This window comes from Chitinophaga dinghuensis (assembly GCF_003259435.1).
GTDB lineage: Bacteria > Bacteroidota > Bacteroidia > Chitinophagales > Chitinophagaceae > Chitinophaga > Chitinophaga dinghuensis.
Window position 1 is genome coordinate 130,130 of record NZ_QLMA01000009.1, and the last position, 22,474, is coordinate 152,603.

Genomic DNA, 22,474 nt, shown 5'->3' on the forward strand with positions numbered 1-22,474 from the left:
GGATAACTAAGGAAAAGTTAAATCCGATTATCTGCCATTAAGTAACGATAAAAAACAGAAAGGTGGACATCTCCCGATATCCACCTTTCTTATAACACTTAATTTCAATTATCAGTTGATAATCTGCTGAATTGCTTTAATTACCTGGTCCAGCTTGTCAGTTTCCTGACCGCCGGCGGTAGCAAAGGATTTCTGACCGCCGCCGCCACCTTTGATCAGTGGTGCGATATGTTCCTTGATCAATTTAGGCGCTTCCCAGCCTTTTTCTGCCACGAGTTTCTCATCGATGGTCAGGGCAACACTGGCTTTTCCGCCTATATTGGCAGCGAAGATCAGCACGTGATCAGGGATTTCATTCTTTAACTGGAGTGACAGTTGTTTCAGGCCTTCTGCATTGCTGACGTTAACTACCTGTCCGAGGAAGTTTACGCCATTAATGGATTGTGCTTTTGAACGCAGTTCATTACCCAGCTGGCGTACTTTTTCCAGTTCCAGTGCTTCTACCTGTTTTTCCAGGGTCGCTTTATCCTGTACGAGAGTTTCCGCAGCCTTCACAATTTCTTTAGGATTTTTGAGAGCGGCTTTGATCTCTTTCAGTTGCTGGAGCTGTTTATTCACAAAGGAAAGCGCCTCGTTGCCGGTTACCGCTTCCACACGACGAACGCCTGCAGCTACTGCACCTTCAGAAACGAATTTAAACAGACCGAGTTCGCCGGTTGCACCAACATGGGTACCGCCGCAAAGCTCTACGCTATAATTCGGGTCCATGATTACCACGCGAACAACGTCTCCGTATTTCTCACCGAAGAGCGCCATAGCGCCCAGTTGCAGGGCTTCTTCCTTAGGAAGTTCCTTTATAACAACGGGGATATTCGCACGGATTTTATCATTTACGATATCTTCAATTTTAGCCATTTCTTCATCTGTCACTTTTGCGAAGTGAGAGAAGTCGAAACGCAGACCTTCTGCATTCACCAGGGAACCTTTCTGGGCAACGTGCGTACCCAGTACTTCGCGAAGTGCGGCATGCAACAGGTGGGTAGCAGAGTGATGACGTGCAGTATCCTGACGTTTTTCTTTTGCTACTACTGCTTTCACGCCTGCCTGCGGGTTGGCCGGCAGTTTATCTGCAAAGTGAATGATCAGGTTATTTTCTTTCTTGGTATCCGTCACGTGGATGATTTCCTCATCAAAGTACAGGATACCGGTATCGCCAACTTGTCCGCCGGATTCTGCATAGAAAGGCGTTTTGCTCAATACCAGTTGGAATTGATCTTTACCTTTTGCATTAACGGTACGGTATTTCAGCAGTTTGGTATGTGATTCCAGGTTTTCGTAGCCTACGAACATTACATCTGGCGTTTCGTCCAGTACTACCCAGTCGCCGGTATCTAATGCGGTAGCGGCGCGGGAACGTTCTTTTTGTTGTTCCAGGGCAGCATCGAAGCCGATTTTATCTACGTCAAACTTGTTTTCAAGAGCGATCAGCGTGGTAAGATCATATGGGAAACCGTATGTATCATAAAGTTCGAAGGCTGTTTGGCCATCGATGATTTTGCTGTTGGCGTGTTTGATGAAGTCGTCGATACGGCGGATACCACTTTCGAGGGTACGGAGGAAGTTATTTTCTTCTTCAAAAATGATTCTCTTCACAAAGTCTACCTGTTGTTCCAGTTCCGGGAAAACGTGGGAGAATTGTGCTGCCAGTACTGGTACGAGATCGTGGAGCAGTGGTTTTCTTACGTCCAGGAAGGAGAAGTAGTAACGCACGGCTCTGCGGAGGATACGGCGAATTACGTAACCTGCGCCGGTATTGGATGGCAGCTGGCCATCGGCGATGGTGAAGGAGATAGCGCGGATGTGGTCAGCGATTACGCGGAAAGCGACGTCACTTTTCTCATCAGTGCCTTTATAGGCTTTACCGGTCAGTTTTTCAACGGTATGGATGGTACCCATGAAAAGGTCGGTATCGTAGTTGGAAGTTTTTCCTTGCAGTACGCGAACGAGGCGCTCGAGGCCCATACCGGTATCTACGTGTTTGGCAGGCAATGGCACCAGGGATTTATCTTTCTGGCGGTTGAACTGCATGAATACGTTGTTCCAGATTTCGATTACTTGCGGATGGTCGTTGTTAACGAGGGCTTTCCCGTCTGCTGCCTGTCTTTCATTATCCGGACGGCAGTCTACGTGAATTTCAGAGCAAGGGCCACAAGGACCGGTATCGCCCATTTCCCAGAAGTTATCTTTTTTGTTTCCGAGGAGGATGCGGTCTTCTGCAATATGTTCTTTCCAGAAATCGTATGCTTCCTGGTCTTTAGGCAGGTTTTCTTTCGCATCGCCTTCGAATACTGTTACGTATAAACGATCTACGGGGATTTTGTACACTTCCGTTAACAGTTCCCAGCTCCAGGCAATGGCTTCTTTTTTGAAATAATCGCCGAAGCTCCAGTTGCCTAGCATCTCGAACATGGTATGGTGGTAGGTGTCGATACCTACTTCTTCCAGGTCATTATGCTTACCGCTTACACGGAGGCATTTTTGCGTATCTGCCACTCTGCTGTGCGCGGGTACTTTATTGCCGAGGAAATAGTCTTTAAACTGGTTCATACCGGCGTTAGTGAACATCAGAGTCGGGTCATTTTTCACCACTATCGGGGCAGAAGGCACGATTTGGTGCCCTTTTGACGCAAAGAAGTCCAGGAATTGCTGTCGTATTTCAGAAGCTGTCATAAAATATTGATGCGAATTAATATATATTTTATATCTTATTGCTCGAGTATTTGGCGGCAGACTTTCGCCTGTGTTTCAACCCATTATGAAGTAGTTAGAAAATTGACATTCAAAAGGTTGATGTTTTAATCTAATTACATTAGGTTTGTGCGCCTTATTTTCCCGCCGAGTTACAGGGAGTGCAAAAATATTGAAACCTGTATGATTATTCAAAATAGGATAGGCTGACCGGCAAAAAAGTTAAGGACGGCAAGCTCATTTATGCCAATTTTTATTCATCCGTTTGAACTCAAGGTAATAAAATCTGCGGTCTCAGCGTATTAGCTGAGTAAGAAAAGTACACCATTGGTGCAATGAAGAAGGTTAAATATTTCTATAATACGCAAACATTAAAATACGAGAAGCTGGTAGTTTCCCTACGGGTGAAAGTGCTGCGTATTCTCGGTTTCGTGTCTGCCGCCATTGTTACAGGCGCTTTGTTCCTGGCATTTGCCTATCGTTTTTTTGCTTCCCCTAAGGAAAAGCTGTTGTTGCGGGATCTGGACGGGATGAAAGAAAAGTACGAGGCCCTGCAGGGACGTATGAAAGAGGCGAAGACCAAACTAACTGCCCTGGAAGAGCGGGATAATGAGATCTATAGGGTCATCTTTGAGGCTGATCCGATTCCAGACAGTACCCGTATGGGTAAGGTGGCCGCCGATGAGGAAGCGTCTCAGCTGCAATCCTTTGCCAGCAGTGAGATCATCGCTTCCACTTCTGTATTGCTCAATGAGATCACCAACCGTATCAAATCCCAGGAGAAATCCTTCGACGAGATTGATAAGCTGGTAAAGAATAAGCAGGAAATGCTGGCTTCTATCCCGGCTATTCAGCCTGTATCGAATAAAGATCTTAAACATATTGCCTCCGGTTTCGGCTATAGGATCGATCCGATTTATAAAATGATGAAATATCACTCTGGGCTCGACTTCGCGGCGCCCAGTGGGACGCCTATCTATGCTACAGGTAACGGTGTGGTGGAAGAGGCTAGTCTGAGCGACGTAGGATATGGTAACCACGTGGTGGTACGCCATGGTTACGGTTATAAAACCCTCTATGGGCATATGCTCCGTATGAAGGTAAGGGCCGGACAGTCGGTAAAACGCGGAGATGTGTTAGGATGGGTAGGTAGTACTGGTAAATCAACCGGGCCACACTGCCATTATGAGGTAATGAAAAATGGCACCAAGGTAGACCCGGTATACTTCTTCTTCAGCGATCTCACCGCAGAACAGTTTGAAACACTGGTTAAAATGGCCAGATCTGGTAACCAGTCGTTCGACTAAGTTATCCTGATTGGTTATAATATGTTCGTTATTAATCTGGAAATAGACGAAAGCTGAAGTAAAATGGCTAAATTCATGGCTGTAAAAGATATTTTTCAACGTGTTTTTTACTGCCATGCACCAGTTAGACCTTTTTTCTACAGCCGGAACGTCTCCACTGCCAATGGCAGTAAAGGCGGGACCCAAGTCTAAAGTAAAAGTCAGGGCCGTGGCCCCTCCCGCTGAACCCAATCTGGGTAAAAAGCGTGGGCGTAAATCATTGAAAGAATTTTCGGAAGACCCGGATCTGATTATGGAATTGGATAAACTGGTATTGGACAAACAATATTATTCCATCAGTGAAGTAGCTGCCATGTTCAAGGTAAATACTTCTCTGATACGCTATTGGGAGAACGAATTTGATATCCTCCAGCCTAAAAAGAACCGCAAAGGAGACCGCCTGTTCCGCCAGGAAGACATTCACCATCTGAAATTAATCTATCACCTCCTCAGAGAAAGGAAGTATACGATCGAAGGCGCGAAACAAAAATTAAAGGAAGACCGTAAGCTGGCCGCCCGAAATTTCGAAATGGTACAAGCTTTGCTAAAGGTAAGAGGTTTCTTAACGGAACTGAAAGATCAATTATAAAATACAAGGTTATGCGATTAAAAATGTTACTATTAGGTGGCGGGCTGCTGTTCTCCACACTGACATGGGCACAATCTTCCAGCGACAATCCTGTCCTGAAAGGTAAAATTGATATGAAAACGCTCATGAACGGTAAGGAATATAGCTGGTTCTACAAAGGTGTGAACGACTACCAGCCTAATGATAATATGGTGAATTACATCAAAGCCAACCGCAGCAGCTTTAATATCGTAGCGGTATTAGGGACCTGGGATCAAGCCAGTAAAGAGATCATTCCTCAGCTTTATAAAGTGATGATCCTTGGTGGAAGCCCTGAAGAACAAGTGATCATGTTCGGCGCTGACCAGAAAATGAACACGGACGCTCCTACTGACTATAGAATCAAAAAACTTCCTACGATCATTGTTTTCAAAGATGGTAAAGAAGAAGGTCGCATAGTAGGTACGCCTAAAGAAAGCGTAGAAGGAGAACTGTCTCGCATCCTGCTGAAGAGCAGCAAGAATGAGAAATCTAAAGACGAATAGTCTATTCTGATATTGAAACGAAAAAGGAGCGCATTTGCGCTCCTTTTTCGTTTATTACCTTTTTCCGCTTATTACTTGGCGGCAGATGTCACCACCACGTTGGTACTGCTTCCTGGCATCTTGATATCTCTCTTTTCAAGGATATGCAGAATAGACAGGTTCACGCTTTCCCTTAATGCGGCATACATTGTTCCATCCAAAATATAAGTATTGAAAATAACCTGTATGATCACGGTGTCTTTATTGAAGTCGTGCAGATTTACAGTAAAGCCTTTCAGGATATTTTCGTTGTTTTCCAGCAATTTCCGGATATCCTGCAAAGCGCCCAGGATACTGTCGGCCGGCGTATCCGCGGTCATTTCCAGTTTCATGTTTACCCTTTGCTGGGTGCGGAGCGACAGATTATCGAGGATACTGTCCACCATCTTTTTATTTGGCACCGTCACGAAAGTCTTTTCCAGTGTACGTATGCGCGTACTCCTTAATCCGATTTTTTCCACTGTTCCCTGCCAGCTGTCAACTTTCACGCTATCCCCTACGCGGAATGGTTTATCAAAGAAGATGATAAAAGAACCGATTAGGTTTTCGATACTTTCTTTGGCAGCGAGGGCTAGGGCCGCAGCACCGATACCAAGACCAGCAACGATCTTTTCTACCAGGCCTACACCAAATAATATCCGGATAAAGGCAATCGCTCCCATAATGAAGATGATGGCCTTAAAGAAGTCACGAAAGAAGATGACGAACTGTTTGTCTGTTCTGTCCGACGTAGCATCGGCCTTCTTTTCCAGTACCAGTGAAATGAAATCGATCAAACGGAGAATAATCCAGATGATACTTGCTGTGAAAGCCAGTTCCAGTAAGGTATCTGTTACGTTTTGTAAGGTAACCTTTCCATATACGTTTACATTCAGGATTCGGGGGAAAGTGAATCTGTCGATCGTAAACATGAACGTGATCAGCAGAAAGAAGAACTCCAGTGGTTTAAGCAGCAGTTCTACAAAGCTTTTTTGTTCGATCTGGGGAGACCAGTGTTTCACCAGCCGGAACAATAACGCAGCAACAATTTTAGAAATGTACCTTTTAACGAAGGATACAAACATTAATACCAGTAAAAGGATCAGGTAATCTCTGATCGGGTTGTCAAGGATGATGGTATTCAGAAAACTATTCATACAGGATTATTAGATGATTCTTTTTGCTTCTTGATTAATTACTACAACGCCAGGACGGCTCCCTGGCTGAAAACTACCGTATCCTTCCAAACCTAATGCCCTGGCGCCATTGCTGGTGGCCCATTGCAGGAGTTCTTCCAGCGGTATTGCTGGATACTGTTGGCGAATAGTCTGTATTTCTGCCCAGATAGACAGTTGGTGGTTGGAGGCCAGGCTGTCTGTCCCAACAACAATATTACAATTCATCCGGCGTAACAGTGGAATATCGGGTAATCTGTTTTCTATGTACAGGTTGGCTTGCGGACAAAGGCACCACCATATTTCCGATGCCTGTTGCTGTGCAAATCGTATATCCGTTTCCGTAGAAAAGGTATTATGTACCAGGATCATTTTCTGGCCGGAGAAATCTGGCAGCCAGGCTTCCAGGCTATTGGTGCCGGTGGGCTGAAACCCGCTTATGTCCATTCCGAAGGTCTTGTAGAACTCCAGGAAATCCCCGGTTTTATCGTTGTATAGCTGGTTTTCTGCCGCTGTTTCCTGGTTGTGGATACTCACCGGCGTATTGGCGGGGGTGGCGGCAATTTTCCCAAACAGGGTGCGACTAACAGAATAGGGCGCATGGGGTACTATGGAGGAGCTATGCCTAGCGCCATCCAGTTCGCGGAACTGCCCAAGCACGTCCATACTGAACTGATAGCGGCTATCAGCGCCGTTATCGGCCACGCCCATACATTCCACGAAGGTATGATAGCGGATAGGGTCATTTTTTTTACGGGAGATAGAAGCCGTATTATTACTGATATCCCCTACCACGCTTATACCGGCTTCCCACATTGCCTGGGCGGCATCGTTCATGGCTGTTTCCTGCTGATCTGCATTTTGCTGGCGTAACTGCATGACGCGGGTGAGGAAACCTGGCAGTCCGGTACCTTCCGGAATCACATTTTTCATGTGGGAAAGTTCCAGGTGGCAATGTGCGTTTACAAATCCCGGGCATAGAATACCGTCTATTTCCTGAATATCTTCATCGGAAGAATAATCTGTAATGCCAGTCACAGTGCCGGTTTCGTCCAATATCAGCACCTTGTTGGGGCCGAGGAAATGGTATCCGTCAAATATATCTTTTCCTTTTAATTTAATCTGTTTCAACAACCCTGGTGTTTAATTCCTTGAATGATGTTAATTTTGCAACCCGATTGAGTACGGTCACTACCCCATTGGGTGGTATATTCGATCGTCAAAGATAATTATGATAGACAAACTGGAAGCTATAAAAGGCCGATTTGAACAGGTATCATTGGCCCTTACCAACCCAGAGGTGGTAAGTGATAACAAAAAGTTTGGCCAGCTAAGCAAAGAATACCGCCAGCTGGAGAAGATTGTGAAGGCATATGATGCCTATCGTAATCTGCTGGATAATATTGCTTTTAATAAAGAAGTGCTGGACAGCGGAGATGAAGAGATGCGCGAACTGGCAAAGGCAGAAACAGAAGAATTGCAGGAACAGAAGACTGCTCAGGAAGAGCTGATTCGTAACTTGTTGATTCCCAAGGACCCTCAGGATGAGAAAAATGCCATCCTGGAGATTCGTGCTGGTACTGGAGGAGATGAAGCGAGTTTATTCGCGGGCGATCTGCTGCGTATGTACCTGCGTTTCTGCGAGCTGAAAGGCTACAGTACCAGTGTAATGTCTGAAAACCCTGGTTCTGCCGGCGGTTATAAAGAGGTGGTACTGGAAGTAAGTGGAGATGATGTATATGGCACATTAAAATTCGAATCCGGCGTGCACCGTGTACAGCGTGTACCTGCCACAGAAGCATCCGGACGCGTACATACGTCTGCTGCTACCGTAGCGGTTTTGCCAGAAGCGGAAGAAGTGGATGTGGAAATCCGGGAAGCGGATATCAAGATGGATACGTTCCGTTCCAGTGGTGCGGGTGGCCAGCACGTAAACAAGACGGAGTCTGCCGTTCGTTTGACGCATGGTCCTACCGGTGTGGTGGTAGAGTGTCAGGAAGGACGTAGTCAGCACTCCAACCGTGAGATTGCGATGAAGATGTTGCGTACTCGTATTTATGAGGCGGCAGTGCGTAAGCATGAGGACGCCATTGCGAGTCAGCGTAAGAGTCTTGTATCTACCGGGGACCGTTCTGCGAAGATCCGTACCTATAACTATCCTCAGGGTCGTGTAACGGATCACCGTATTGGTATGACTGTTTACAATCTGGATGCGTTCATGAACGGTGAGATCAAGGATATGATTGAAGCGCTGGCTTTTGCGGAGAATGCAGAGAAGCTGAAACAGGGAAGCTAGTCTCCCTAAACTATATTTAGTCGCAAAGAGGCTGTATTTATTGGCTTCTTTGCGGCTTTTTAATATTCTATGAAATCTTGTAGGGTCTGCTATTTCTACGGCGGAAAAATCCTACATTTAATAAGTTCGAGAAAATCATATTTACTCCCCTACATTAAATCTTACACACATGTTCGAGCAATTGCTGCAATTAGTACAAGAACACGCGCAAACCGCCGTGGTGAACAATCCTGCTGTCCCTAATGAGCAGAATCAGGCAGTGATGCAGGCTGCTACAGAATCTATTACCAATGGTTTACAGCAGGAGCTGGCCAATGGTAATACGGCGGGTGTTCTGGGTCTTTTAGGAGGTCAGCACAGTACGGAGGGTAACCCTTTAGTGAATAACATCTCCAACAATTTCCTGGATACGCTGCTACAGAAGTTCAATCTGGATAAGGAGAAGGCTACGCAATTGGCTAGCAGCCTGATTCCTACGGTAATGGGTTCTTTGGTGAATAAGACCAATGATCCTTCCAATAATGGTTTTAGTCTGGATGGTATCCTGGGTCATCTGACGGGAGGCGCTTCTTCCGGCATTAACCTGGGTGGTATCATGGATAAGATTAAAGGAGGCAATTTTGATCTGGGTGAATTGAAGGATATTTTCTCTGGTGGCGCAAAGCAACAGCAAGAGGGGAATTCCGGCAACACTGGTGGAATTGGTGACGTGCTGAAAAACCTCTTTGGGTAATTAGCGTAACAGTTGTGATTTTTTTTATATTTTTTAACAATTGCAATGCAAGTAATTGCTGAAGGTATTTGACTTTGGCAGTATATTTGTTTGCTGGATGGTGGCAAAATACTTGCCATCTATTGTATTATATAATAACTTCATATTTAAAATTACTATGATGAAAAAATTGAATGTTCTGGTAGCTGTGGTTTTATCTGCAACAATGTTGTTTAGTTGTTCCCAATGGCAGAGCATGGACAATACTAAGAAAGGCGCTGCGATTGGCGTTGGTGGCGGTGCTGCTGCTGGTGCTGTAATCGGTAAAGTAGCTGGTAATACTGCACTGGGAGCGATTCTGGGTGCTGCTATTGGCGGTGGTGCTGGTGCTATCATTGGTAAAAAGATGGATAAGCAAGCGCAGGAAATTAAAAATGAAGTTCCAAATGCAACAGTAGAGCGTTATGAAGAGGGTATCAATGTAAAATTTGATGCTGGTGTATTGTTTGGATTTGATAAATCTGACTTATCTCCGGTAGCGCAGGAAAATATTAAAAATCTGGCGACTGTACTGAACAAGTATCCTGATACATATGTTCGTGTAGAAGGTCATACAGATGCAAAAGGTACAGATGAGTACAACATGGGTCTGTCACAGCGCAGGGTTAACAGTGTTACTGCATTCCTGATTAAACAAGGAATTTCAGCTGACCGTATCCAGGGCTTTGCATATGGCAAGACTCAGCCAATTGCAACTAACGATACAGAAGAAGGCCGTGCTAAAAACCGTCGTGTAGAGTTCTCCATCTTTGCGAATGACAAGATGAAGGCTGATGCGAAGAAAGAAGCTGGTCAGTAATCATATTATAAAGGAACACTTATTTCTCATAAGCAGAAAAACACATTCCCCCCTGGTTTCAGGGGGGATTATTTTTTTATGGAAGGTTTGTTTGGATGGTTTGGCGCGCGGAGCAGCATAAGCCGTAGGCCAGCAAAGGTGTGACAGATGGGGGATGGTATGATTACAGGGAGACGCGGGCTATTTTTTCAGCCAATGTTTTTCGTAGAGGCGGATGACGATCTTGAAGACCCACACGCCTGCAATGGCCCCAATGGTATCGGCGAGGGCGTCGTAGAGGTCGAAGCTGCGGCCTTCCGCATAATACTTCTGGACGAACTCAATGGCGAGGCCATAGCTGGCAGAAATGAGTACAAAAAGGAGGAGTAATGCAGGAGAAACCCTTTTCCGTTGCCAATAGACGGCCAGTGCAAGGAAGAACACAATTCCGCCAAACAGGCTGAAGTGAACGAATTTATCGAAATGGATTTGTTCCAGAAAGGAGTTGGTAGGAATGTCTCTTCCTGGTAGGGTACACAGCACCAGAATGATGATGATCCAGATAGCAGCGGGCAAGAAATATTTCAGATTTTTCATTGACTCTAGTTTCCGGGCAGTTTCCGTTAAAGATCTATTATTGGCGGTAATATACACAAAGGACAACAGTCGCATATGATAACGCGGCCTGTTGTCCTTTGTAAATATAGTCAGTGTATAACTGTGTGATTATTCAGCAACCAGTGCTTTGTATTGATCTGCGGTGAGCAGCGCATTTACATCAGCAGGGTTTTTAACGGTTACTTTCACCATCCAGCCTTCGCCATATGGATCAGAGTTTACCAGTTCTGGCTCGTCGTTCAGTACATCGTTTACTTCACTGATAGTAGCCGTAACGGGCAGAAACAGATCAGAAACAGTTTTTACTGCTTCAACAGTTCCAAATACTTCTTCAGCTTCCAAAGATTTACCAACAGTTGGGATATCTACGAAAACGATGTCTCCCAATTCACGTTGTGCAAATTCAGTGATACCGATAGTAGCTGTGTTACCTTCTAACAGAATCCATTCGTGATCCTTGGTGTAACGCAGATTGGACGGAAAATTCATAAGTTTTTGATTTTAGAGCCGTAAAAATACAGAAAGTTATATTACAACGTGTTAGAACGTCTTAAAAGAATAACCATTTTTTCATTACCCTGATTTTCATGGGAATATCTTGCAGTGGGCGATTGTTCTTATCTGTTTTCGCTGCTGCAATTTTATCAATCACATCCATGCCTTTTATTACCTGGCCGAAGACAGTATAGCTCTGATCCAGGTGAGGCGTCCCTCCTATTGTTTTGTAGATTTCCCTTTGGTCGACAGGTATCTTCCGACCTCCTAATCTTGTCTTCTCCAGTTTATCCAGTTGTGCATCGTTGAATACTTTTCCTTGTACCAGGTAAAACTGGCATCCGGAGGAGGCTTTATCCGGCCTGTCTTCACGGGCCGCTGCCAATGCGCCTTTCCGGTGAAAGAGGTCCAGCTGAAATTCTGGCGGAATCGTATATCCTACATCTCCATTTCCCAGCATGGCGCCGGATTTGGCATGTTTGGAATCGGGATCGCCACCCTGGATCATAAAACTATCGATAACGCGATGAAACAGCGTACTGTCGTAGAAGTGAGACTTAGCGAGTTTCAGGAAATTATCCCGATGCTGCGGGGTCTGATCATATAAACGTACGATCATAGTGCCGTACTGAGTGATGATTTTGACCTTTCGGTTTTTTGCAAATCCAATGCTAGCAAGCATCAACAGGGAACAAAGGAGTAACAGTTTCTTCATGGAGTAATGAATTATTCTTCTTCCTGGTGGTTAAAATAAGCGATAACATGTTCTTTCAGGAACAGTTCTTGCTCTGCCATTCCCATCTTAGGAACGGGTTGCAGTTCTTTGAAATGAGGCCATCCATCTTGGTCATAGCCTTCAACTTCATAGTAACCGCTTTGGCTGAGGAGTGTACACACAGCCACGTGCATGAGGTCTTGTTTTTGTTCTTTTGTGTATTTCTTTTTGAATTTATTCATTTCGTTCATGCCTATCAGAAAGAGAATGGCCTCCATATTCGGGGTTTTTCCGAAGCGTTGAGTCAGCATTTCTTCTATAGGCTTCCAGCGTTGCGCAAAATCTTCCATAATTTAAATATTTAGCCTGTTTGGCAAATGTACGTTAAGACTAAAAATATTATAGAAAATGCAGGGGCTTTATTAATTTGGGCCCAAAACGGGGGATGATCTGATGGAAATCCGCCACGGTGGCAAGTTTAACAGCATTTTAACGGCCCCTTCACATAGTGATAAGTTTTATTTGTTCTAAGAATGTTTATTTTAGCACACCTGAAAAATAATTAGCATGGAAAATACATCATCCGATATCCGACAACTGAATGAAAAGATTCACCAGGCGAGCGCTTTTGTGGATCTGTTGAACATGGAGCTGGGTAAAGTAATCGTAGGGCAGAAATACATGGTGGAAAGACTGTTGATAGGTCTGCTCGCACAAGGTCACGTTTTGTTAGAGGGCGTACCTGGTCTTGCAAAAACCTTATCCATCAAATCCCTGTCTTCTGCTATCAACGGTAAATTCAGCCGTATTCAGTTTACGCCGGACTTGCTTCCTGCAGACGTTATCGGTACTATGATCTATAACCAGCAGCGTAACGAATTCATGGTACGTCGTGGTCCTATCTTCGCCAACTTTATCCTGGCGGATGAGATCAACCGTGCCCCGGCAAAAGTACAGAGTGCCCTGTTGGAAGCCATGCAGGAAAGACAGATCACCATTGGCGATACTACTTTCAAACTGGATGAGCCATTCCTGGTACTGGCTACCCAGAACCCTATCGAACAGGAAGGTACCTATATGCTGCCAGAAGCACAGGTAGACCGTTTCATGCTGAAAGTAGTGATAGGCTACCCTACTAAAGAAGAAGAAAGACATATCATCCGTCAGAACCTCAACCCACAGGCTACGCCTGAAATCCGCCCTGTAATTCAGCCTTCCGATATCATGGAAGCCCGTCAACTGGTGCGTGAGGTGTATATGGATGAGAAAATCGAAAAATATATCATTGATATCGTTTTTGCTACCCGTAATCCGGAAGAGTATAAACTGCAGAAACTGAAGCCACTGATTGCTTATGGCGGATCTCCAAGGGCGAGTATCAACCTCGCGCTGGCAGCCAAAGCATATGCCTTCATGAAACGCAGAGGATATGTGATTCCGGAAGATGTACGCAGCATTTGCTTCGACGTAATGCGTCATCGTGTAGGTCTGACCTATGAAGCAGAAGCAGAAAACGTTACCAGCGAAAATATTCTCAGCGAAATCCTGAATGCAGTAGAAGTGCCTTAGTAGCCGCATCTCCCCATTCTTGTCACATTTCGTTAATCATTAATTGCTTAAAGGTGGATACTGCTGAAATATTAAAAAAGGTAAGACAGATTGAGATCAAAACAAAAGGTCTTACCAACCACATATTTGCAGGCGAATATCATAGCGCCTTCAAAGGCCGTGGTATGTCATTCAGCGAAGTAAGAGACTATCACTTCGGAGATGATGTACGTTCTATCGACTGGAACGTGACCGCCCGTTTCAACCATCCTTTTGTGAAGGTTTTTGAAGAAGAGAGAGAATTGACTGTAATGCTGATGGTAGACGTGAGCGAAAGCTCTTCCTTCGGTACTAAAAAACAGGATAAGCGTCATCTGATTACAGAACTATGCGCTGTCCTGGCTTTCTCTGCTATCAAGAACAATGATAAAGTAGGCGTTATCTTTTTCAGCGATGGCATGGAAAGATATATTCCGCCTAAAAAAGGTAAGTCACATATCCTTTTCATCATTCGTGAGTTACTATCGTTCACGCCTAAACGAAAAGGTACCAATCTGAAAGAAACCCTGCGTTTCTTTAACAATGCTACCAAGAAGAGAAGTATCGTATTTGTACTGAGCGATTTCCTTTCCGGCAATTACCAGGAGGCACTCAATATTGCGGCCAAAAGGCATGATATGGTGGGCGTACATGTATATGATCAGCGCGATAAGGAATTACCCGCTGTTGGACTTATACAAGTAGCAGATGCTGAAACCGGCGCTGTACAATGGATTGATACGAACGATAAAAAAGTACGTCAATATTATGAATACCAGTTTACCCAACATGGTCAATACTGCAAGAACGCTTTTCTGAAAAGCGGTGCAGAGCTGGTATCCATTCGCACTGATGAGGACTATGTAAAAGCATTGCAAACATTCTTCCTCAACAGAGCATAAAGCGGAGCAAACAAGTCATGTATACAAAACCAGTGATACGAAGCATTTTTTTATGTTTGTTACTAGGACTGATCTTTCCTTTAGTCCTGCGGGCACAAACTGCGCCGGAAGTACATGCCGGCGTTGACACTGCCAGCATTAGAATTGGCGAACAGATTAAACTTCGTCTTACCGCCTCTCTCCCGGCCAATCAGTTCGGGACCACAAAAATCGGATTTCCCGTATTACCTGATTCCCTCGAACATTTCGAAGTGGTTTCCCGTGGTAAAATTGATACCAGCGGCGATCAGCAGCTGAAAGTAATGGTGCAAACCATTGTACTTACCAGCTTTGACTCCGGGCATTGGGATATTCCTCCGATGCGTTTTGATGTGCAGCAAACGAGTAATAATGCAGTGGTAGACACGCTGTTCACTATGCCTGTTGGTGTTAATGTGGGTACCGTGACAGTGGATACTACTAAGGCATTTCGCCCCATTAAAACAGTACAGTCGGCCCCATGGCGTATCTGGGACTATGGATTGGAAGCAACAGGCGGTTTGTTGCTGGTACTGATTATCATTGGAATTATCTGGTTTATCCGTACTCGCAGGAAAGTGACGCCAGAGAAGCCTACACCAACCGTTACGCCTTATGAACTGGCCATACAGCAGTTACATTCGCTGAAAGCAGAAGAAGTTTGGCAACGCGGAGACGTTAAGATGTATTACACGCGTCTCACAGATATTCTTCGTACCTACTTCGAACATCAGTTTGGTATTGCTGCGCTGGAACAGACGACAGAAGAGTTATTACATAATATCAAGCCGGTTACTAAACTTAACCAGCAACGTGATAAATTACGCGAACTGTTGACTATTGCGGATTTGGCCAAGTTTGCAAAGATGCAGCCAACGGCAGAAGAGCATGAGGCTTGTATGCGTCAGACGGAAGAAATTCTGGAATGGACCCGTCCTAAGAAAGAGAGTGAAAACGAAGGCGTGGTAACGCAGGAAGCATAACTATAAGCGAAAGGATTTAATAAGAGATTAATGAATTTATCTACCTGGAAAAATATTGAATTTGCCTACCCGGTTTTTTTCTGGCTGTTATTGCTGGTGCCGGTAATGGTTTATTGGTATATGTCCCGGCGTAAACGTCAGCAGGGAGTGATGATGGTATCTTCTCTGGAAGGGCTCAAAGGTTTGCCTGTTTCCTGGAAAATACGTTTCAGACCATTGCTGCTGGTATTGCGCCTCCTCGCCTTTTCCGCTTTGGTAGTGGCATTGGCACGTCCGCAGACGTCCAACACCTCTGAGAATATCGATAGTGAAGGGATTGATATTGTGATGGCAATTGATATTTCCGGAAGTATGCTGGCACAGGATCTTCAGCCTAACCGTATGGAGGCCGCCAAGAACGTAGCCATGGACTTTGTGGATAAACGTATCAGCGATCGTATAGGGCTGGTGGTGTTTTCCGGGGAAAGCTTTACCATGTGTCCTATCACTACAGATCACGGCGTACTGAAAAATCAGATTATGCAGGTGAAAAGCGGTATGCTGACAGATGGAACCGCCATTGGGATGGGATTGGCCACTGCGGTAGACAGACTTCGCAGCAGTCAGGCTAAAAGTAAAGTGATTATCCTGATGACAGACGGTGTGAATAACACCGGGTTGATAGATCCGCTTACCGCATTGGAAATTGCAAAAGCATTCAAGATTCGCGTATACACGATTGGCGTAGGTACCATAGGCAAAGCGCCTTTCCCGATGCCAATGCCTGATGGCAGCGTGCAAACTGTGATGCAGGATGTGCAGATTGATGAGCCGCTGATGAAGAAAATCTCCAAAGAAACGGGAGGTCTGTACTTCAGGGCTACTAATACAACTGATCTCCAACATATCTATGATGAAATCGATAAAATGGAGAAAACCAAGGTAGAAATCACTTCTTACAAGAAGTTTGCGGAGCATTTCTTCCTGTTTGCCATGATTGCGCTGGCTTGCCTGTTATTGGAAGTAGTGCTGCGTTATACGCTCTTCCGTAGTTTACCATAAAACAGTGTAAAAATATTGCAAAGGATGCCTTGCCCGTAATACGGCAAGGCATCCTTTTTTATTCTTACCTTTGGAGTTCTAATAAAAATCAAGGCATTGCAAGCAACAATCTACAAGTCCACAGGCAGCTGGTACGTGGTGAAGACTGCCACCGGAGAAACATTTCAGGCGAGAATGAAGGGTATCTTTAAGAAAAACGAAGATATTACCTCCACCAATCCTGTTGCTGTAGGGGATCTCGTAGAAATAGAGCCGGAAGAAGGCGATGCGGCTAATGCCATGATTACAGCCATTGGCGACCGAAGGAATTATATTGTTCGCAGTTCTCCGCATGGTCGCAATAAAAAGCATATTGTGGCTGCAAATATGGATCAGGCAGTACTGATCTGTACTTTGAAAGAGCCGCGTACTTCGCAGGGTTTTATAGACCGTTTCCTGGTAACTGCGGCGGCCTATCATATTCCGGTAATTCTGATTTTCAATAAAAAGGATATTTACCGGGAGAAGGAAATGGAGAAATACGAGGAACTGGAAGAGTTGTATACCGGTATTGGCTACCAGGTAATGTTGATTTCTGCGAAGGAAGAAGATGGAATTGAAGAAGTGAAGGCCGTATTGAAAGACAAAACCACCCTGATGTCTGGTCACTCGGGCGTTGGAAAATCCTCTCTGATAAATGACCTGATGCCTGGCCTCGACCTGCGTACCACGGCGGTGAGTGGCTGGAGCGGAAAGGGATTACATACTACTACTTCTGCTGAAATGTATGATTTGCCCGGAGGTGGGCGGCTGATAGATACTCCCGGTGTGCGGGAATTTGGTATTGTAGATATTGCCAAAACAGAACTCTCCCATTATTTTCTGGAAATGCAGCCTTATCTGGATGAATGTCAGTTCAATAACTGTATGCATATCAACGAACCTGGCTGCGCTGTGAAAGCAGCGGTGGAAGCTGGCGATATCAGTATCGATCGTTATGTGAGTTATGCTACCATTCTGGAAACAATCGAAGAAAAAGAATATTAACGGAGAAGCACGTACGAAAACCTATTTTCTTCCAGGCGTGCTTAGCTCTTCCAGTACTTTTTCAGCACCCCAGTTGCGGCGTGGCTGAGGGCATCCTTTTTTTACAGTACGGCAACTCATTGCCATGGCGGCCAACAGGATTATCAAGAGGAATCGTTTCATGGTAGCAGGGATTAGAATAAACGACCCATTTGCTTACCCGCCTTACGGTTGGAAGCTTTTACCTCTTTTGTATAATAGTTGGAAGCGGGACATCCTTTTTCCTGGGAAGCGCAGCTTGCCAGCAGGAATAGCCCAAAAGTGAGCAGGCAAATATGAGATTTCATAGGGGAATATTTGCCTGCAATATAAGGAATTTATTTAAAGCGTCTTTTCCTTTGGAATGACATCATCGTACCAGGAAGCGTACATCGCATAGTTCTTCGAAATGCGGTTGATTTCCCCGTTGATCAGGGCCATATCGATGTCTTTTACTTTTTTGGCTGGAACGCCGGCCCAGATGGTACCTGCTTCCACGTGTGTGCCTGCGAGAATTACTGCGCCCGCAGCAATGATGCTGTTGCTGTCGATTCGGGCATTATCCATCACAATAGCGCCCATACCGATCAGTACATCGTTGTCGATTGTACAACCATGGAGAATGGCATTGTGGCCAATAGAAACGTTATTACCAACAATAGTCTTGGATTTCTGATAGGTGCAGTGAATCACTGCGCCGTCCTGGATATTGACATTATCGCCAATTCGGATGCTGTTCACATCTCCGCGTACCACGGCATTGAACCATACCGTGCAACCTTTTCCCATTACCACATCGCCAACAATAGTGGCATTAGGCGCAATGAAAGTGTCTTCGGGAAGTTGCGGAGTGTGACCATTTAAGGGTAGTATATAAGCCATAATAAATTGTTTTAACGCGTGGTACACAAATATAACAATTAGTAATTAGCAGTTGTTTTCTACCTTCGCACTAATAGTGTAGATGAGATATGAATAACAGGCAACTTTTTTTGCAGCACGTAGCGCAAACATCTGACGCTCCCCTGGCCCTGGAAATTGTGAAAGCGGAAGGCATGTACATGTGGGATGCGGACGGGAAACAATACATGGACCTGATTGCAGGGATCAGCGTATGTAATGTAGGACATTGTCATCCGAAGGTGGTGAAAGCCATCCAGGATCAGGCACAGCAGTATATGCATCTTTTAGTTTATGGGGAATTCGTACAGTCGCCCCAGGTATCCTTTGCGAAACTGCTGACTGATCATCTCCCTAATCAACTCAACTGTGTATACTTTACCAACTCTGGTGCAGAAGCGGTAGAAGGAGCAATGAAACTGGCGAAACGTTTTACGGGTCGTACGAACATTGCTGCATTTAACCGTAGCTACCATGGTTCTACCCAGGGCGCGCTCAGTATTCTTGGCGACGAATATTGGAGAAATGCATTCAGGCCTCTCCTACCGGGCATTCAACACCTGGAGTATAATAATTTCGAATCCCTGGAGCAGATTACTTCCCAAACGGCCGCTGTTATTGCGGAGAGTGTACAGGCAGAAGGCGGCGTAAATCCTCCGAACCTGGAATGGATGAAGGCTCTTCGGGAGAAATGTACAGCTACCGGCACCTTACTGATTTTGGATGAGGTACAATGTGGTTTAGGAAGAAACGGTACCCTTTGGGCTTTTGAGCAACTCGGGATTGTACCGGATATACTCATTCTTGGAAAAGCCCTGGGCGGCGGTATGCCACTGGGTGCATTTATAGCTTCCAAGGAAATAATGTGGACATTGACCAATACGCCGGTACTGGGACATATCACCACTTTTGGCGGTCATCCGGTGAATTGCGCAGCCGGAAGGGCAGGATTCCAGGCATTACTGGAAGAAGAGCTGATTCCGCAGGTAAAAGCGAAGGAGCAGATATTTCTGCAACACCTGAAGCATCCTGCTATTAAAGCGGTACGGTCTGTGGGACTGATGATGGCCGTGGAACTGGAGAGCTTTGAGGTTAATAAGAAAACAATTGACTATTGTATTGCACATGGCGTGTTGACAGACTGGTTTCTGTTTGCTGCGGAATGTATGCGCATTGCGCCACCACTGGTAATTACGGAGGAGGAAATCATAGCCGCCTGCAAGATTATTTGTGAAGGGCTGGATGTAGTAACGAAATAAAAAAGGAGGACATGAAGTCCTCCTTTTTAATATCTGCCGATAGGATACCTATCTATTTTTAGAATTGTAATTTGAAGCTACCAAATACCCCAAATTGTTTACTGGTGGGTTCGTCCGGAAGGGCGGCTGGGGCTACTCTCCACACAAAATCCACGCGCAGGAATTTGAAGATATTTTCGATACCTGTACCCACTTCCACGTAAGGATTCTTCTCCAGTGTTTTAAACGGATATCCATTATAGAGGTTTAACTGTTTATTGGCCTCAGAAAGGGAACCGATTACCCCTTTGGCTGTCCAGAACTGACGCCATTTCAGCTTTTTAATCAGTGGAATATAATTGAAAATACCGTTACCGATCGTGTGTTCAATATTGAAGCCCGCATATTGATCGCTGAGGAATTCGAAGCGGTTCATCATGTTGAATGCGTATTTGTTGTAGTAGTAAATTTCGTTGCCAGGATGTACTTCCAGCGAAGTATAAGGCAGCGTACCAAAGATTTTTCCGCCATACACATTGTAGTACAGGGTGCCGAATGGAGGGATCTTCACGTAATCGGATACGCTGAGTGACATTTTATTGTACGATTGGCTGCTGTTGGCGATACCTGGGATACCCAGCGCGTACTTAAATTCTACGATAGGGAATTTACTACCGAGGCTATAGCGATAATAGTTTCCTTCGAGGAATTCTTCCTGGAAAGCGTAGCGAAGTTTTACTTCTACTTCTGCGGAGGTAAGCGGATCGCCGGTGCTGGTGGTATTTTTATAGCTTTCCAGTGTAGGCAGCGGTTCGAAAGGTCTTACCTGCTTATGAACCAGGGATATCTGATGGGAGAAACCACTATAGTATTCCTTGAAAAACTCTACGCGTTTTTCATCTACCAATAAAAATTTCTGTGGCACATTGTTTTTACGGATAGCAAGCGTAAAGATGTTATCGGAGCCTACTTCATCGTAGTAATGCGAGCCGTTGTCGAGGTCGCGGGAATAGGCGCCATAGAGGTACATGCGTGGATGTCTTTTCAGCAGCCAGAGGGCAGACATTTTCCCTTTCCATGCATGATCTGAGAAGCCATATGCGAGGTAACCATAGAGGTAAAGATCTTTATTGAATTTGGGAGTAGTACCCAGGTCGACACGCATACGGAAGCCTTCGAGTCTGTTCTGAGAGAAGGCGTACCAGTAAGGTCCCCATTCCAGCAGTCCCAGTGGTTTGTAGCCGGTGGCGAGGAATCGGATGGTATTAGAGTACTTTTGAAACAGTGGCATTTTCTGGAGGCTATCTACCATTTTGTAGATGCCGGCTTCGTTCTTACTCAGTTCTTCCGGTCGGTTATTATCCCAGTAGGTATCCTTTTTAAAACGGGCGCTGTCCAACAGTGTAATATTTTCCGGATAGCGTTTATCGGAGAATATGTTGGTGGCGGCGGTATCGTTGGTAATGACATCCGAATAGGTAGTGGTTTTGCGGCCAATAAAATCGAATGTCTTACCGGGTTTCGGGCTTGGCGTCCAGAAGTCGGCTATAAATTTATCTTTATACAGGAACCAGGTGCTGTCTGGTAACTGTTTGAATTCCTGTACCAGGCTTACTTTACGTACGAAGTTAAGATTGGCGGCAGAAGGAACAGACAGGGTTGTTTTCTGTACCGCGTAGGTGGTGTCGTGCACCCATATATCGCCGATAAATACGTTTTCGCCTTTGCGTTTAGGCGTAAAGTTTAGTTTTATGAAGCGCTGGTTATCAACGTATTGAGTGTCTGCGATTTTGTAATCGTAGTAGAAGGCGCCGTTGTTATTGATTGGACTAACAAACTGTTTATCAAAAACGGGGATGAAGTTATCGTAGATATTGATGTTTTGATACATTCCACCCAGGAACTTGTGTACGCTTTCGTTATCGATGCCGGATGTTCTGGCGGCTTTGATAATTTCCTTTGTTTTATGTGGTTTGGATTGGTAGTAGTAATCTGATAATGATTCGGTAAGGAAGATAGGTAGAAATGGTTTGTCTTCCGAAGTACTATCAATATTTTCCAGTACGAATGCGAATGGTTTAGTGAATCTGTTACGGGATAATTTGTCCTTGTTCAGGTTTTTCATATCCAGTTCCAGCTTATTATAGACTTCGTACTTATAGTTGTCTAGTTTACTATAATTGTTTTCCGGTTTATGTTTAATGATCTGTCGGAGGAGGATCAGTGCGAAGTTCACATTGGCTTTGATTTCGTATGTTCTCAGTGAAACGTCGGAGCGGGTGATTTCGAAGTTTATGGTTTGTTCCTTCAGTGATTTGTCGACGTACATTTTGGTGAGGTTATAGCCCATCACGCGTACTTGCAGGGAGTCTGAGGGAATGACGTTGAGTTCAAACAAGTATTTTCCCTCTGCATTGCTAACCATTCCTGTTTGGGTATTGGTGAATTGCAGGGTAGCAAAGGGTATTATTTCCTGGGAGTGCGCATCTCTGACAACTCCACTTATTTTATACTGTTGAGCCTTTAAGCCTGAACACCAGGCGAATACGATTAAAATGATTCCTAATATTCTTTTCCAGTCTATCATATCTGAGAACAATATTATAGCATTTAGCGCTAAACTTTGCATCTGTTGGATACCTTAACGCTCCAATGACAAAAAAATATATTTTGAAATATGTAAACTT

General features: G+C 44.9%; 23 protein-coding genes. 12 read left to right on the forward strand and 11 right to left on the reverse strand.

The window, feature by feature from the left end; genetic code table 11:
* Window positions 1-111 precede the first annotated feature (111 nt).
* Window positions 112-2,730 (reverse strand): alanine--tRNA ligase, encoded by a 2,619-nt coding sequence (gene alaS, locus CLV59_RS24070; protein WP_111594655.1) that lies wholly within the window; start codon window positions 2,728-2,730, stop codon window positions 112-114.
* Window positions 2,731-3,083: 353 nt separating this feature from the next.
* Between alaS and CLV59_RS24075 the strand changes: the two genes are divergently transcribed.
* From CLV59_RS24075 to CLV59_RS24085, 3 genes are all read left to right on the forward strand, one after another.
* Window positions 3,084-4,055 carry a M23 family metallopeptidase gene (locus tag CLV59_RS24075; protein ID WP_111594656.1) on the forward strand — a complete coding sequence of 324 codons (972 nt, stop codon included), beginning with the start codon at window positions 3,084-3,086 and terminating at the stop codon, window positions 4,053-4,055.
* Window positions 4,056-4,170: 115 nt separating this feature from the next.
* Window positions 4,171-4,683: a MerR family transcriptional regulator gene (locus CLV59_RS24080; protein ID WP_245950946.1), complete on the forward strand. Its 513-nt coding sequence runs from the start codon at window positions 4,171-4,173 to the stop codon at window positions 4,681-4,683.
* Between the two features lie 11 nt (window positions 4,684-4,694).
* Window positions 4,695-5,207: a thioredoxin family protein gene (locus tag CLV59_RS24085; RefSeq protein WP_111594657.1), complete on the forward strand. Its 513-nt coding sequence runs from the start codon at window positions 4,695-4,697 to the stop codon at window positions 5,205-5,207.
* A gap of 71 nt (window positions 5,208-5,278) precedes the next feature.
* On the opposite strand, the gene CLV59_RS24090 is transcribed toward CLV59_RS24085, so the two are convergent.
* Together CLV59_RS24090 and CLV59_RS24095 are read right to left on the reverse strand one after the other, a co-directional pair.
* Window positions 5,279-6,382 (reverse strand): mechanosensitive ion channel family protein, encoded by a 1,104-nt coding sequence (locus CLV59_RS24090; protein WP_111594658.1) that lies wholly within the window; start codon window positions 6,380-6,382, stop codon window positions 5,279-5,281.
* Window positions 6,383-6,391: 9 nt separating this feature from the next.
* The gene (locus CLV59_RS24095) at window positions 6,392-7,531 is read right to left on the reverse strand and encodes an amidohydrolase family protein (protein ID WP_170137908.1); all 1,140 of its coding nucleotides are present in this window, start codon (window positions 7,529-7,531) and stop codon (window positions 6,392-6,394) included.
* A gap of 100 nt (window positions 7,532-7,631) precedes the next feature.
* Between CLV59_RS24095 and prfA the strand changes: the two genes are divergently transcribed.
* From prfA to CLV59_RS24110, 3 genes are all read left to right on the forward strand, one after another.
* Window positions 7,632-8,696 (forward strand): peptide chain release factor 1, encoded by a 1,065-nt coding sequence (gene prfA, locus CLV59_RS24100; protein WP_111594660.1) that lies wholly within the window; start codon window positions 7,632-7,634, stop codon window positions 8,694-8,696.
* Window positions 8,697-8,865: 169 nt separating this feature from the next.
* Complete coding sequence (locus CLV59_RS24105; RefSeq protein ID WP_111594661.1) at window positions 8,866-9,429, forward strand: hypothetical protein; 564 nt, start codon at window positions 8,866-8,868, stop codon at window positions 9,427-9,429.
* Between the two features lie 160 nt (window positions 9,430-9,589).
* Window positions 9,590-10,267 carry an OmpA family protein gene (locus CLV59_RS24110; RefSeq protein ID WP_111594865.1) on the forward strand — a complete coding sequence of 226 codons (678 nt, stop codon included), beginning with the start codon at window positions 9,590-9,592 and terminating at the stop codon, window positions 10,265-10,267.
* A 180-nt stretch (window positions 10,268-10,447) separates the two neighbouring features.
* On the opposite strand, the gene CLV59_RS24115 is transcribed toward CLV59_RS24110, so the two are convergent.
* The 4 genes from CLV59_RS24115 to CLV59_RS24130 all read right to left on the reverse strand — a co-directional run bounded on the left by CLV59_RS24115 (window position 10,448) and on the right by CLV59_RS24130 (window position 12,424).
* Complete coding sequence (locus tag CLV59_RS24115) at window positions 10,448-10,843, reverse strand: VanZ family protein (protein WP_170137909.1); 396 nt, start codon at window positions 10,841-10,843, stop codon at window positions 10,448-10,450.
* 129 nt (window positions 10,844-10,972) lie between these two features.
* Entirely contained in the window at window positions 10,973-11,353 is a 381-nt protein-coding gene (gene gcvH, locus CLV59_RS24120) for a glycine cleavage system protein GcvH (RefSeq protein WP_111594663.1), read from the reverse strand.
* A 61-nt stretch (window positions 11,354-11,414) separates the two neighbouring features.
* Window positions 11,415-12,074 (reverse strand): peptidylprolyl isomerase, encoded by a 660-nt coding sequence (locus CLV59_RS24125; RefSeq protein ID WP_111594664.1) that lies wholly within the window; start codon window positions 12,072-12,074, stop codon window positions 11,415-11,417.
* 11 nt (window positions 12,075-12,085) lie between these two features.
* Window positions 12,086-12,424, reverse strand: a complete 339-nt coding sequence (locus CLV59_RS24130) for a hypothetical protein (RefSeq protein WP_170137910.1) — start codon at window positions 12,422-12,424, stop codon at window positions 12,086-12,088.
* A 217-nt stretch (window positions 12,425-12,641) separates the two neighbouring features.
* On the opposite strand from CLV59_RS24130, the gene CLV59_RS24135 reads away from it, so the two are divergent.
* The 5 genes from CLV59_RS24135 (at window position 12,642) to rsgA (ending at window position 17,631) form a co-directional block, all read left to right on the forward strand.
* Window positions 12,642-13,643 (forward strand): AAA family ATPase, encoded by a 1,002-nt coding sequence (locus tag CLV59_RS24135; RefSeq protein WP_111594666.1) that lies wholly within the window; start codon window positions 12,642-12,644, stop codon window positions 13,641-13,643.
* Window positions 13,644-13,696: 53 nt separating this feature from the next.
* Window positions 13,697-14,563, forward strand: coding sequence for a DUF58 domain-containing protein (locus CLV59_RS24140; protein ID WP_111594667.1), 867 nt, complete (start codon window positions 13,697-13,699; stop codon window positions 14,561-14,563).
* Between the two features lie 17 nt (window positions 14,564-14,580).
* A complete protein-coding gene (locus CLV59_RS24145) occupies window positions 14,581-15,564 on the forward strand; it encodes a hypothetical protein (protein WP_146616295.1) in 984 nt (327 codons plus the stop codon).
* Between the two features lie 30 nt (window positions 15,565-15,594).
* Entirely contained in the window at window positions 15,595-16,605 is a 1,011-nt protein-coding gene (locus CLV59_RS24150; RefSeq protein WP_211324023.1) for a vWA domain-containing protein, read from the forward strand.
* 96 nt (window positions 16,606-16,701) lie between these two features.
* Window positions 16,702-17,631: a ribosome small subunit-dependent GTPase A gene (gene rsgA / locus CLV59_RS24155; RefSeq protein ID WP_111594669.1), complete on the forward strand. Its 930-nt coding sequence runs from the start codon at window positions 16,702-16,704 to the stop codon at window positions 17,629-17,631.
* Between the two features lie 21 nt (window positions 17,632-17,652).
* On the opposite strand, the gene CLV59_RS29020 is transcribed toward rsgA, so the two are convergent.
* From CLV59_RS29020 to CLV59_RS24160, 3 genes are read right to left on the reverse strand one after another with little or no spacing between them, the layout of a single operon-like run.
* On the reverse strand, window positions 17,653-17,793 hold the full coding sequence (locus CLV59_RS29020) for a hypothetical protein (RefSeq protein WP_170137911.1): 141 nt from the start codon (window positions 17,791-17,793) through the stop codon (window positions 17,653-17,655).
* An 11-nt stretch (window positions 17,794-17,804) separates the two neighbouring features.
* Entirely contained in the window at window positions 17,805-17,957 is a 153-nt protein-coding gene (locus tag CLV59_RS29025; protein WP_170137912.1) for a hypothetical protein, read from the reverse strand.
* A 34-nt stretch (window positions 17,958-17,991) separates the two neighbouring features.
* Window positions 17,992-18,531, reverse strand: coding sequence for a gamma carbonic anhydrase family protein (locus CLV59_RS24160; RefSeq protein ID WP_111594670.1), 540 nt, complete (start codon window positions 18,529-18,531; stop codon window positions 17,992-17,994).
* Between the two features lie 89 nt (window positions 18,532-18,620).
* Here CLV59_RS24160 and CLV59_RS24165 point away from each other — a divergent pair, with 89 nt between their 5' ends.
* The gene (locus tag CLV59_RS24165) at window positions 18,621-19,808 is read left to right on the forward strand and encodes an aspartate aminotransferase family protein (protein WP_111594671.1); all 1,188 of its coding nucleotides are present in this window, start codon (window positions 18,621-18,623) and stop codon (window positions 19,806-19,808) included.
* Between the two features lie 58 nt (window positions 19,809-19,866).
* Here CLV59_RS24165 and CLV59_RS24170 read toward each other — a convergent pair whose 3' ends face one another.
* A complete protein-coding gene (locus CLV59_RS24170) occupies window positions 19,867-22,374 on the reverse strand; it encodes a DUF5686 family protein (protein WP_170137913.1) in 2,508 nt (835 codons plus the stop codon).
* Window positions 22,375-22,474 lie beyond the last annotated feature (100 nt).

What these genes read in the sequence shown, in the direction of transcription:
- alaS (WP_111594655.1), bottom strand. Translation starts at nt 2,730, where the DNA reads ATGACAGCTTCTGAAATACGACAGCAATTCCTGGACTTCTTTGCGTCA.
- CLV59_RS24075 (WP_111594656.1), top strand. Translation starts at nt 3,084, where the DNA reads ATGAAGAAGGTTAAATATTTCTATAATACGCAAACATTAAAATACGAG.
- CLV59_RS24080 (WP_245950946.1), top strand. Translation starts at nt 4,171, where the DNA reads ATGCACCAGTTAGACCTTTTTTCTACAGCCGGAACGTCTCCACTGCCA.
- CLV59_RS24085 (WP_111594657.1), top strand. Translation starts at nt 4,695, where the DNA reads ATGCGATTAAAAATGTTACTATTAGGTGGCGGGCTGCTGTTCTCCACA.
- CLV59_RS24090 (WP_111594658.1), bottom strand. Translation starts at nt 6,382, where the DNA reads ATGAATAGTTTTCTGAATACCATCATCCTTGACAACCCGATCAGAGAT.
- prfA (WP_111594660.1), top strand. Translation starts at nt 7,632, where the DNA reads ATGATAGACAAACTGGAAGCTATAAAAGGCCGATTTGAACAGGTATCA.
- CLV59_RS24105 (WP_111594661.1), top strand. Translation starts at nt 8,866, where the DNA reads ATGTTCGAGCAATTGCTGCAATTAGTACAAGAACACGCGCAAACCGCC.
- CLV59_RS24110 (WP_111594865.1), top strand. Translation starts at nt 9,590, where the DNA reads ATGAAAAAATTGAATGTTCTGGTAGCTGTGGTTTTATCTGCAACAATG.
- CLV59_RS24115 (WP_170137909.1), bottom strand. Translation starts at nt 10,843, where the DNA reads ATGAAAAATCTGAAATATTTCTTGCCCGCTGCTATCTGGATCATCATC.
- gcvH (WP_111594663.1), bottom strand. Translation starts at nt 11,353, where the DNA reads ATGAATTTTCCGTCCAATCTGCGTTACACCAAGGATCACGAATGGATT.
- CLV59_RS24125 (WP_111594664.1), bottom strand. Translation starts at nt 12,074, where the DNA reads ATGAAGAAACTGTTACTCCTTTGTTCCCTGTTGATGCTTGCTAGCATT.
- CLV59_RS24130 (WP_170137910.1), bottom strand. Translation starts at nt 12,424, where the DNA reads ATGGAAGATTTTGCGCAACGCTGGAAGCCTATAGAAGAAATGCTGACT.
- CLV59_RS24135 (WP_111594666.1), top strand. Translation starts at nt 12,642, where the DNA reads ATGGAAAATACATCATCCGATATCCGACAACTGAATGAAAAGATTCAC.
- CLV59_RS24145 (WP_146616295.1), top strand. Translation starts at nt 14,581, where the DNA reads ATGTATACAAAACCAGTGATACGAAGCATTTTTTTATGTTTGTTACTA.
- CLV59_RS24150 (WP_211324023.1), top strand. Translation starts at nt 15,595, where the DNA reads ATGAATTTATCTACCTGGAAAAATATTGAATTTGCCTACCCGGTTTTT.
- CLV59_RS29020 (WP_170137911.1), bottom strand. Translation starts at nt 17,793, where the DNA reads ATGAAACGATTCCTCTTGATAATCCTGTTGGCCGCCATGGCAATGAGT.
- CLV59_RS29025 (WP_170137912.1), bottom strand. Translation starts at nt 17,957, where the DNA reads ATGAAATCTCATATTTGCCTGCTCACTTTTGGGCTATTCCTGCTGGCA.
- CLV59_RS24160 (WP_111594670.1), bottom strand. Translation starts at nt 18,531, where the DNA reads ATGGCTTATATACTACCCTTAAATGGTCACACTCCGCAACTTCCCGAA.
- CLV59_RS24165 (WP_111594671.1), top strand. Translation starts at nt 18,621, where the DNA reads ATGAATAACAGGCAACTTTTTTTGCAGCACGTAGCGCAAACATCTGAC.
- CLV59_RS24170 (WP_170137913.1), bottom strand. Translation starts at nt 22,374, where the DNA reads ATGATAGACTGGAAAAGAATATTAGGAATCATTTTAATCGTATTCGCC.